Source organism: Coleofasciculus sp. D1-CHI-01 (assembly GCF_040218875.1).
Lineage (GTDB): Bacteria > Cyanobacteriota > Cyanobacteriia > Cyanobacteriales > Coleofasciculaceae > Coleofasciculus.
Window position 1 is genome coordinate 1 of the sequence record NZ_JAVJQP010000024.1, and the last position, 11,282, is coordinate 11,282.

8 protein-coding genes are annotated in these 11,282 nt (G+C 44.5%); 6 read left to right on the forward strand and 2 right to left on the reverse strand.

What is annotated here, in order from left to right; translation table 11 throughout:
• Positions 1–282 precede the first annotated feature (282 nt).
• Complete coding sequence (gene pgsA, locus RIB93_RS04510; protein WP_446370692.1) at positions 283–840, forward strand: CDP-diacylglycerol--glycerol-3-phosphate 3-phosphatidyltransferase; 558 nt, start codon at positions 283–285, stop codon at positions 838–840.
• On the opposite strand, the gene RIB93_RS04515 is transcribed toward pgsA, so the two are convergent.
• Positions 786–1,721 (reverse strand): NAD-dependent epimerase/dehydratase family protein, encoded by a 936-nt coding sequence (locus tag RIB93_RS04515; protein ID WP_446370694.1) that lies wholly within the window; start codon positions 1,719–1,721, stop codon positions 786–788. The genes pgsA and RIB93_RS04515 overlap by 55 nt on opposite strands.
• Positions 1,722–1,950: 229 nt before the next feature.
• Here RIB93_RS04515 and RIB93_RS04520 point away from each other — a divergent pair, with 229 nt between their 5' ends.
• From RIB93_RS04520 to RIB93_RS04540, 5 genes are all read left to right on the forward strand, one after another.
• Entirely contained in the window at positions 1,951–5,409 is a 3,459-nt protein-coding gene (locus RIB93_RS04520; protein ID WP_446370696.1) for a HEAT repeat domain-containing protein, read from the forward strand.
• Positions 5,410–5,705: 296 nt separating this feature from the next.
• Complete coding sequence (locus tag RIB93_RS04525; protein ID WP_446370698.1) at positions 5,706–6,461, forward strand: gamma-glutamyl-gamma-aminobutyrate hydrolase family protein; 756 nt, start codon at positions 5,706–5,708, stop codon at positions 6,459–6,461.
• Between the two features lie 175 nt (positions 6,462–6,636).
• Complete coding sequence (locus RIB93_RS04530; protein WP_446370700.1) at positions 6,637–7,209, forward strand: hypothetical protein; 573 nt, start codon at positions 6,637–6,639, stop codon at positions 7,207–7,209.
• A gap of 321 nt (positions 7,210–7,530) precedes the next feature.
• The gene (locus RIB93_RS04535) at positions 7,531–8,874 is read left to right on the forward strand and encodes a CmpA/NrtA family ABC transporter substrate-binding protein (RefSeq protein ID WP_446370702.1); all 1,344 of its coding nucleotides are present in this window, start codon (positions 7,531–7,533) and stop codon (positions 8,872–8,874) included.
• A gap of 238 nt (positions 8,875–9,112) precedes the next feature.
• Positions 9,113–9,751: a hypothetical protein gene (locus RIB93_RS04540; protein WP_446370704.1), complete on the forward strand. Its 639-nt coding sequence runs from the start codon at positions 9,113–9,115 to the stop codon at positions 9,749–9,751.
• On the opposite strand, the gene RIB93_RS04545 is transcribed toward RIB93_RS04540, so the two are convergent.
• The gene (locus RIB93_RS04545) at positions 9,685–11,112 is read right to left on the reverse strand and encodes a poly(A) polymerase (RefSeq protein WP_446370706.1); all 1,428 of its coding nucleotides are present in this window, start codon (positions 11,110–11,112) and stop codon (positions 9,685–9,687) included. The two genes, RIB93_RS04540 and RIB93_RS04545, sit on opposite strands and share 67 nt — an antisense overlap.
• Positions 11,113–11,282 lie beyond the last annotated feature (170 nt).

Below are 11,282 nucleotides of genomic sequence, written 5' to 3' on the forward strand. Positions count from 1 at the left end.
CAAAACCCGCCCTCCTCACCACTAACGGAACAACGGAACAACAAAACCCGCCCTTCTCACCACTAACGGAACAACGGAACAACAAAACCCGCCCTCCTCACCACTAACGGAACAACGGAACAACAAAACCCGCCCTCCCCACCGATAACTATTCAACAAAACCCGCCCTCCCCACCGATAACTATTCAACAAAACCCGCCCTCCCCACCGATAACTATTCAACAAAACCCGCCCTCCCCACCGATAACAGCCCAACAAAATCCGCCCTGATTCATAAATCTGATGACACTACCCACATGGATTACATTTTCTCGATTACTCGGATTGCCCTTTATTCTATACGGACTGCATGATCCCACGGATCAGACGCGCTGGATTTGTCTGGCAATCTTTTTAATTGCCGCAGGTACGGATTGGCTAGATGGTTATCTGGCGCGAAAACTGGATCAAGTTACGGATTTGGGAAAATTTCTTGATCCGTTAGTGGATAAATTATTAGTCTTAGCCCCTCTTTTAGCCTTAATCGAATTGGGTCAAGTTCCCGCCTGGGGCGTGTTTCTAATATTAGCGCGGGAATTAGCGATCGCGGGGTGGCGAGTGAACCCCAATTTGACCCAGGAAATTAGTGGCGCAAATATTTGGGGCAAACTTAAAACCGTAAGTCAAATTACAGCAGTTGCCCTATTAATTGCACCACTTCCGCAGGTGTGGGAGATGCCATCCCTTGTCCTATTTTGGTTATCGGTTGTCCTCACCCTAATTTCTGGGGGAATTTACCTGTTACCTCAACTGGCGGCTAATATTTGGTCATCTAAGGAGAAATCCACCTCCGCTTCGTGACGCCCAGATGCTAGGTAATCGTTTTGGAATGAGTCCTTAAGTCCCGATATCAAGTCATATTCCGGTTCCCAATTGAGTTGAGTCTTGGCTTTCTGGACATCAGCAAAAAAGTGTTGGCTTCGTAGGGGAAACGCTTTGCGCTTGCCAAAATCAAATTTTTTGGGATTGTAATGTAAGAGGTCAAAATCCTCTGGAGATTTGCCCGCCGCCACAATACAGGCGTTTGCCAAGCCGTCAAAAGTCACATAGCGATCGCCAGATACATTGTAAATTTGTCTAATGGCTTGCTGGTTCCCCAGTACCAGAGACATAGCACGGGCTAAATCTTTACAATGTCCCAGTTGTGTGATAAATAGACCACTACTGGGAATTAGAATCGGGCGATCACGAACAATACGGTCAAAGAACCAGGCTTCGAGATCGTTGTAGTTTTGAGGTCCATAGATATAGGTTGGACGAATCGCCGTAAACGGCATTCCTTGGGTGTCTAGGTAAGCTTCCGTCTCATGTTTCCCTTTGTGGCGACTTTTGGGATCAACGGGATCGCCTTCAACATGGGGCATTTGGTCAGATTTTAAATAGACACCTGCCGAACTCATATAGACAAAATGCTGTACTTTGTCTTTAAATATCTCAGCTAGGGGTTGGGTGTCACTGGTTTCCCGCCCATTATTATCAAAGATGGCATCAAACGCTTCTCCCGAAAGCTTTTCCTTTAGTTGAGTAGCGTCTTTGCGATCGCCATGAATCTGTTGTACCCCTTCGACAGGGGCTGGTTTATTCCCTCGGTTGAACAGTACCACCTCATGTCCTTGTTCAACTAAGATTTTGGTTAAGTAGACTCCAATGAAGCGAGTACCACCCATGATTAAAATTCGCATGATTATCCTTTCTGTCTAATCCCGTATGGAAATTTTACAGGTATTTGTCATTCGTCTTATGTCTTATATCATTCGTTGTGTGTCATCTGTCCTTGGTTACAGATTTTTCATCCTTCATCCAGAGTCCGTCACCTCAAAAGTCCTGATCCAAACCACCACCAGAGAATTAGTAATCTGATCGCCTCTGTCTGTTGAAGAGCGATCGCATTGCCTAGATTACCGCATTGCCATGGTTCAAGACTACTCTATCGAGTTTACTGACTACCTGCGATCGATTTGTGATGTCTATGAACAGTGGTGGACGCTTGACAAACTGACGGAGACGATATACAAACCACAGGATGCATCAGGAAACCTGCGATCGCCCTTTCAGTTTAAGTTGAGGGTACAGCAAGTCAAACCGCCGCCACAGGAAGGGGACGAAACACCAGAGACGTTGCCTATTTTAACTGGATTACGTCAATATGCGGCAAGTCATGTCCTATTAGTTGGGCAGCCCGGTTCAGGGAAATCGACGGCGTTAGTTCAATTTTTGCTAGAACAAGCCAAACAAGCCCTTTCTAATCCCCAGAATCAGATTCCTGTCTTGGTGCAATTACGACGGTTTAAAACATCAGAAACTCATCATTCGGGGGTATTATATCTGATTCAATATTTCTTAGAAACCCATGAGTTACTACTGGAAATTTCGGATATCAAAAATCTGCTACGTAATCGGCGATTATTTCTGCTGCTGGATGGGTTAAATGAGTTACCTAAAGAGTCAGCAAGAATAGATTTAAAAGCGTTTCGCCAGAAGTATTTCCGTCTCCCCATGATTTTTACAACACGGAATTTGGGCGAAGGCGGGGACTTGGATATTCCTAATCACTTGGAAATCGAACCCCTGACTCCGTTACAAATACAACAATTTATTCACTATTCTATGATGGGGCAAAATAAACAATCCTTACAACAGTTAGCCCATCACTGGCGAGAGTTGGGTCAGACGCCGTTTGTAATGGAAATGCTGTCTTTGATTGTTCAGAATACAGGGGATATTCCCTCTAGTTTAGCCGAAACATTGCATCAATTTACGCAGTTATATGAACGCGGGTCGAAAGAAGATGCGCCTGTTTCTGATGAGTCTCGACGCTGGTGGTCTAAATTGCTAGAAAAGCTGGCTTTTGAAATGATGCAGGGAGACAATCCGACCGATTTTCGGTTAAGTATTTCTCATCGAAAGGTTGAGAGTATTTTTACGGAATTTTTACAAGGGAAGGTAAATTGTCCAGATGATTTGGCACTCCGTTGCTTAGAGGACTTACTCAAACACCATTTAATTGTTCGTAGTCAGCGCTTTAGCGCTTCTGGCACTGAAGTGCCTACTACGAACATAGAATTGTGTCATCAACTCATTCAGGATTACTATGCCGCTGAGTATCTGCTATCGTGGCAAAAGATTCTCGAACTCAGTGATGATCAATTAAAACAAGACTATTTAAATTATTTAAAATGGACAGAACCCTTGGCGTTAATGTTGGCATTAGTTGACAATAAAGCGCAGGCGGTGCGGGTGGTTACATTAGCGCTAGAGGTAGATTTGCGGTTAGGTGCAAGATTTGCTGGGGCGGTTAAACCCGAATTTCAAGAAAAGACTGTGGGTTTAGTAACTCAATTAAATGTTCCGGAAGCAGTGAAAACAAATTTGTTAGGGATAACCCGATCAGAATGGGCAATTGAAGCGCTAATTTCCAGCTTATCTAGTGAAGACTATTATATTCGGTGGAGTGCCGTTAATGGGTTGGGTCAAATTAGCTCAGAATCGGTTATTGATGCACTGGAACCAGCGTTAACTGATCAACACAAAGGGATTCGTTGGACTGTAGTCAATGTTTTAGGAACAATTGGTACAGAGAAAGCGATTGAACAATTGCATCAACTGGCTTTCGATGAAGATTGTAATCGATATGTGGTAGAAGTATTAGGAAATATTGGCTCGGAATCAGCAATTGAACTATTAGGTGATGTTTTGTTACGTCAGGATAGATCGATGTATGGTTGTGTGGTTGGAGTTTTGGCGAATATTGGTACAAAATCTGCCATTAATTTACTCCAGAAAGCGTTGTTTGATGGTGAACTTAATTTGAGTTATAATGCAGCGAATGCACTAGGTAAAATTGATAATTTTATGGCAATTGAGGCACTAAAACAAGCATTAGAACATGAACAAGAATCAGTTCGCCGTAATGCCACTTGTGTCTTAGTGCATAAGCAAAATGAAGCAGTTATTCCAGCGCTATGTCAGATTTTAGCCAATGCTGATGATCCGATCGCGTATCAAGCCATTAATAACTTATCAAGTATAGGTACTGAAGCCACAATTCCTGGATTACATCAAGCGTTGTTCCATCCAAACGACTCAATTCGTATGCAGGCGCTTAAAGGATTAGTGGCTATTGGTACAGCCGCAACGATTCCAGCCCTGAGTGATGCATTGCGTGATCATTACTTAGCCGGATGTCTATCCCAGAGGATTACTGAGGTGTTAAAAGAGATTGGCACATCAGACGCGATCGCGGTATTAAAACAAGCGTTATTCAGTGACAACCATTCTGCCCATAAAAATGCGGCTGAGGCGTTAGGAAATATGGGTTCTGAAGAAACGATTGAGATTCTTATCGAAGCTTTATCTGCTCCCAACCATTCTGTACGCTGTTCTGTTGTTGAAGTCTTAGGAAAAATTGGCTGTAAATCCGCTATTTCAAAATTAATTAAAGCCTTACAAGATGAACATAGTTCTGTTCGTTCCAGCGTCGCTAAAGCCTTAGAAACTCTTACGGCTTCAGAGGCGGTTCCCGCGTTGATTCAGGCGTTACAAGATGAAGAGTCTTTTGTTCGTTGTCGTGCGGTTGAAGCGTTAGGAACCATTGGCGCACCAGAAGCTGTTTCTGCTTTAGTTGATGCTTGGCAGGATCAAAATGTTTTGGTACATAGAATCGTGGCTGAAGCCTTGGGGAAAATCGGCACGCCAGAGGCAATTACGGCGTTACTGCAAGCCTTATTGAATGACAATGAATTTATTCGTTGGGATGCGGCTAAAGTGTTACAAGAAATTGGCGGATCAGAACTATTACCTGATTTGTTTGAAATGCTCGCAAAAACAACCTGCGATCGCACGCCTGATCTACTTGATGTAATCTCAGCAATTCAAGACCGTTATCAATTTTACAACCAATCTGTAGCTGAATCTCCAGCATCGCTTCCGGATCAGTCTGGCAATCCCTTGATAGATTGTCTAGGAAAAATATTGCAAATCCTTGAAACCATGTCAGAACAGCCTACCAATGATTTCCGAGGTGCTATTTTTACCAGCATCAACGGGAGTGTTACTGGAAATATCGTCGGCGATAACATTGGCAGTCAATACAACTACACCCCCGAACAAAGACAAAATCTAGCTGAAGCCGCAGCCGAGATTCAGCAATTATTAGCACAACTGAAAAACTCTAACCCAACCTTAACTGAATCTGAACGACAAAGTGTTGTTATCGAAGCCATTAACCAAGAAATAAAACACAATCCAACCTTTAAGCAGCGACTACAAAGTGCGTTAAAAGCAGGTGGTATTGAGGCATTAAAGTCATTATTTCCTGCTGTCAACATTCCCATTGAAACCATTAAAGGCTGGATTGAAGCTGAATCCTGATCCGTTTACTCGGCTAGTCTAAAAAGGCATTAATGCTCATTATATAAATGTAGGCGTACCGCCCTGGCTAATACCAAATCCGGGGAACGCTACCCCCATTATCATCCAGTCCAGTCCGCGCCAGGGGACTTTGTTTGTGTAGCAGCGATTTCAATCGCCTCCTCTTGCTCATTTTCTACCCTTGATCTGAAATTAATCGCTGAGAATGCAGTAATTTTATCAATTTATTCAGTAAAAATTGTATAAGCTAAACCAGAAAACCCTTATCGACGCTTTCCTTGATGAATCTAAAACCGATGACACCGCCAATCATTGGAATTACCACCTATAACTATAAGCCAACGGGAAACTTTTATTCCCCGGCGGGTTATACTCAGGCAGTCCAGTCTGCTGGAGGAATACCCATTTTGCTTCCGCCTGTTCAATCTGATCCCACCGTTATCCTGAACCAAGTTGATGGGTTAATTTTTACAGGTGGGGGTGATATCGATCCCGATTTGTACAACGGTTCCCCTCATCCGACAATTTATGGCACTGATCCGGAACGAGATCAGGCTGAATTGGCACTCGCGAAACTAGCCTTGGCGAAACACAAGCCTGTTTTGGGGATTTGTCGCGGCTTAGAAGTGCTGATGGTAGCGAGTGGGGGTGATTTAGTCTCCCATCTGCCAGATGAATTTGGGGAAGATATCCTGCATCGCGAGGAAATGCTGAAACCGAGTCAGCATACAGTGCGGATTTATGCCGATAGCCAACTCTCTGGAATTATGGGAAAGGAGGAACTTACTGTTGTCTCTTGGCATCATCAAACCGTGCGTACCCTACCTCAAGGTTGGCAGGTTGTCGCTAAAGCTGCCGATGGTTTAATTGAAGCATTAGAACATAAACAGCATCCTTTTGCGATCGCGCTGCAATGGCATCCGGAACTCTCCCTCCCAGATTCCAGACATTTTGCCATTTTCCAAGCATTGATTCAAGCCGCAAGCTTTGATCAAGACGAATTAAACCCGAAGAGTTTTCATTTGCAGACAACAGGCTGGGGATGTGGATGAACTTACCTAAACCGTGACAGTTTTTGGGATAATTGCCAATTTTAGGATAATTTATGCAGAAAAAGAATTAACTTTATTCTAAAAATGCATAAATTATCCTAATTTCATGCCTAAATATACGAAACTGCAAGGTATAGCACTCTTCGATTGAGTGGCAGACATTGCAATAGGTAATATGATTAATCGATTCATTCCGGAGGAACTGGCGATTGCGCCTGCGTATCCTGCCGGATATCCGCCCCATCTCACCTTGAGAGAGGTGTCCATTGATGGCAATACCTCCGTCCAAGTTTGGTCGCCCAAATCTGACGCTATCTTGCTGCCTGAAGAGGTTAATCTACTTAGGAGCGATCGCCTGCGGGTGGAAGTGATCTGCTCTAGATTAGTTTGGTTACTCGGAGCAAATTGTTCAGAAAATGATGACTATTTAGGGACTAACGACAAGTTAATTTATCAATGGGAAGATGTTACCTATTTTGCGGGTAAATATGGATTTAAACCTAACGTTATTGATATATTGTTTTGTCCTTCAACGATTCGTCCAATTTATGGGTCGTCAGTCCAACGATGCGGAACGCATTTGCCGAATACACCGATACAGTGGGTTATGGAACCCGCCTGCTGGGAAATTTTTTTCCTGGAAATTAAAGCCGTGGTTGGGGGATTTAAGGCTGAACCACGTAGCCAACTTTTATCGGTTATCGTTTGGACAGGTCAACCGATTAGTAAAACGGTAGTCGATACCTGATTGTTCGGATAAGCTGTCAGGCATCTAAATTGGGTATTAGTAGCGAATAAGATGCTCCATGTAGCGAGCAAGATGCTCCATGTAGCGAGCAAGATGCAAAGCCTGCGGCATGGCTTCGCTAAACGCACTACAAGGATTTTGCTATTATTGACGTTCAAGATTGAATTTTTCTCCCCCATCTTCCCCATCTCCCCCAGCTTCCCCATCTCCCCAGCTTCCCCATCTCCCCATCTTCCCCATCTCCCCATCTTCCCCATCTCCTTGTCCCCCTTACGCGGTAAATTCATTGTCAGATATATAATTGGGTGAGGATACAAGAACATGAAGCGCCGCCATTTTCTCAAATACACCAGTCTGGCAAGTACAGGATTAGCCTTTGCAGCTTGTAACTCGGGGAATCTGTCCACTTCCGGAAAGAATAACTCATCTGAATCCTCATCCGTCTCAGAGGTTGACTTTGGCAAACTCGAAAAAACGTACCTCAACCTAGGCATTATCCCGATTACCGAAAGTGCGCCCCTGGTTATCGCCCAAGAATTAGGCTTTTTTGCTCGCTATGGACTGAATGTTAGCCTGAGTAAGCAAGAGAATTGGCAGCAAATTCAGGATGGCTTACTCGACTACCAGTTAGATGCGGCTCAAGCCTTATATGGAATGCCAATGATAGCACAATTAGGAGCAGAAGCCGCCCCCATGGTTGCCCTGATGGTACTCAATCTCCATGGCAGCAGCATTACCTTATCTCCCAAAGCCTGGGATGCGGGAATTCGACCAGCAATTGAATATTTCACCTTTCAGGAGTTTGCCGATTCCTATCGCCAATATGTTCGCAAATTCCAGGAACCGCCTATTTTTGCTACTGAGTCGAATGCTTCGATGGATTATTACATTAGCCGCTATTGGTTAGCGGCGATGGGAATTAATCCGGAAAGTGAGGTTGAATTTATGGAGATTGCCCCCTCCCAAATGATCTATAAAATTCAAGCCGGCGTGATGGATGCCTATAGCAGCAGTGAACCGTGGAACCAGCAGACAGTTTTACAGGGAAATGGATTTATTGCCAATACCTCACAGAATATTTGGACGGGACATCCGGGAAATGTGCTAGCCACGATGCAAGCTTGGGTGGACGAACATCCCGCAACCGCTAGGGCTTTAGTGGCGGCGATTCTAGAAGCCTGCCAGTTTTGCGAACAAGCCAAAAATCGCCGCGAAGTTGCCCAAATCCTTGCCCAAAGCAGGTATTTGGATACGGATCAGGAATATATCGAACCTGCTTTATTGGGCAACTATAGTTATGGTGGTTTTGATAACCAAGAAAGGTTGGAAACGATTCCTAATTTTTATCAGTTTTATGGTGACAATAGCGATGATCCAGAGAAGCCGAATCCAGTTAACTATCCCTGGCGTTCCCATGGAGTTTGGTTGCTCACTCAGATGATTCGCTGGGGTCAAATTGAACAACAAGATTATCCCAAGGATGCTGATAAAATCTTAGATGAAATTTATCCGTTAGACGTTTATACAGAGGTGGCGGAGGCATTAAAAATTGAGTTACCCAGTGATCCGATGAAAGCGGAACCGGGTACCGTTTTTATTGATCAACGCCAATTTGATCCGAGTGATCCAATTGCTTATCTGAATAATTTTGAGATTCAGGCATAAGCTCTTTTTGGCCACGGCAATTTTAATTGCCGATGCATAAACATAGGCGCAGCCTTCCCGCAGGATACTTTAATTGTACTCATATACTTAATATGAATGGCACTGAAATAACCATTAATAAATCGTCGAAACCTTTGATAGACCGTAGGGTGGGTTTCGACTTCGCTCAACCCACCAACATTAAATCAGTGACATTCCACTTAATGTAAAGTTACAGTCCAAGAGGTAATCTGTTATTATGTCTTTTGAATCTTACAAAAATATTGGGGAAGTCCTAAAAGAGTATGAAATCACTTCTTCAGAAACGAACTATATCATCGAAACTGAAATTGCTGTTCGAGAATCCTTTAGAGAGGATTTAGAGTTTTGTCTGCGAGAATTAACGTTTGAGGAGTCAGACTATGCTGTTTGTGAAACGATTATTTTTCCAGTTCTGAAAGAGCTTTATCGCCTTGATCGAGATAAGTTTACTTTGTGGAGTCATAAGTCGCTGATTTATAATGAAAAATTATCAGGTGTACCTGACTATATCATAGCCAAACGATCGCCTCTAGGAAAAGAAGTATTTGAGCAGCCATTTTTTGTTGTTGTTGAAGCTAAACGGGATGATTTTATTAAAGGATGGGGTCAATGTTTAGCTGAAATGGTGGCGATTCAGAAGATGAATGACCAATCTGAACAGCAGACGATATACGGAATTGTCTCGAATGGTCAGCTTTGGCAATTTGGCAAACTCCAAAATAATCGTTTTACCAAGAATTTTGTAGCCTATACGATATATAATCTTGAACAACTTTTTGCAGCACTTAATTATGTGTTTAGGCAATGCGAACTGGAGTTAGAGGCAATGACAGATGGATGTAGGGGCAATTCATAAATTGCCTCAAAAAAGATTCTGGAGGAGCGATCGCACACCACACACTCCAACCTAATGCCATTAGAATCAGCATTGAACTGAAGAACAAAATCTCGACCAACCTGCTCAATTGCAACATCATCAAAGTCTTGGGAAGACTTTAATCCTAACACCGCGCAAATCTTGTTTTGCCCTCTCCTAATCCCAGTCCAAGGTCTAACGTATATATTGAGTTGCTGTTCCAGAGCGATAACCAAGCCGATCGCATGACCTTCCAACCAACCGCAGCAGGCTGACAAGCGATCGTTGTTGTCACAGGTTGCCGTCAGCACCAAGAACCAATCGGATTGCGTCGGTAAATCAGCTATCTCGAAAAGAGCATCCCAAACTATTTTGCCAGCCAATACTTGCTCGGAAATAGCCGCCCCTTGCTCGAATTCGCGGCGCAAAATCTGTGCAGTCGATCGCGTGACATTACGGGCGCTGTTTTGACAGGGTTCAATGGAGGTAATTATAGGTAGCCAGTCGTATGGCAACATTTGGTATTGTTTACCTGCTGGGGTCAATGCTACAGGCTGAGTCCAATCCTGTTGGTTGAGTACCTGGAAAAAATGGGCAAGTAATGCCTCAAGCCCTGTATCCGCAACCGTTTCGGGATAACGAGTGCAACTCCAAGCCGCCAGCAATGCCCAAGAGAAGCTACCCAGAAACCCCCAAGCATTACCGTGAATCTGGCGTGCCTTCGCCCACGCCCGCACTGCCCTCAATAGCGCTCGGAAAGACGCTAGCGGCACGTACTGGCGTACTATATCTGTAAGGATATCAGCTTCCAAACAACCCACCAGTGCTTTCCAACTGACTGGATCAAAAAAGGGTCGTGCTGCCTCTGTGAACGGCTCAACTGTGCCTAGATCAGAAGGACGACGGGCATACAGGAGATCGACAGACACGCCTTCAAATTGCATCCTCAACAGAGGTATCTTTGCGGATGAGACGACTTGGGCGCGATCTGCGCTTCGCAGCAGCGCTTCGCTATCGCATAACCCCTCCAAGCGTTGTCCCACGCTTTCCAAAAACGCCTCCCCAGACAGATACGCCGGAATCAGGCAAAGAACGTCTAAATCGCTTTGCGGACTCTGCACACCCAAACGTGCTGAACCCACTCGATGCAGGGATACCGGGAAACCTAAACACTCGGCACAAGCTTGCTCGACTAACGCCAAAATGGTTTCGCGATGCTGGCGTTGCGCCTGACTCAGCTTGGGTTCGAGGTGGTGCAGTCGCTGCATTAGGTTAGTTTTCTCTTCCCCAGCTTCCCAGACGCGCCATGGCGCGTCTCTACAATCCTTGCTCTCTTGCCCTAAATGCACGCGGTATCGCACCTCAAACGGCTGATCACCGCGACGGCTAATCTGAAGTTCCCCTTTGACAAATCGCTACACTGTATGCCTATCCCCGCTTAGGGCGATTTCAGTTTCAGGCTCACTGGGTACATATTAGGCTGACACCCAACAAATCTAAAGCCTTCCTTTGTACCGGAGTCGGTTCAGTT

Bases quoted from the DNA above. Each gene is read 5' to 3' on its own strand.
- pgsA (WP_446370692.1), top strand. From the start codon at position 283: ATGACACTACCCACATGGATTACATTTTCTCGATTACTCGGATTGCCC.
- RIB93_RS04515 (WP_446370694.1), bottom strand. From the start codon at position 1,721: ATGCGAATTTTAATCATGGGTGGTACTCGCTTCATTGGAGTCTACTTA.
- RIB93_RS04520 (WP_446370696.1), top strand. From the start codon at position 1,951: ATGGTTCAAGACTACTCTATCGAGTTTACTGACTACCTGCGATCGATT.
- RIB93_RS04525 (WP_446370698.1), top strand. From the start codon at position 5,706: ATGACACCGCCAATCATTGGAATTACCACCTATAACTATAAGCCAACG.
- RIB93_RS04530 (WP_446370700.1), top strand. From the start codon at position 6,637: ATGATTAATCGATTCATTCCGGAGGAACTGGCGATTGCGCCTGCGTAT.
- RIB93_RS04535 (WP_446370702.1), top strand. From the start codon at position 7,531: ATGAAGCGCCGCCATTTTCTCAAATACACCAGTCTGGCAAGTACAGGA.
- RIB93_RS04540 (WP_446370704.1), top strand. From the start codon at position 9,113: ATGTCTTTTGAATCTTACAAAAATATTGGGGAAGTCCTAAAAGAGTAT.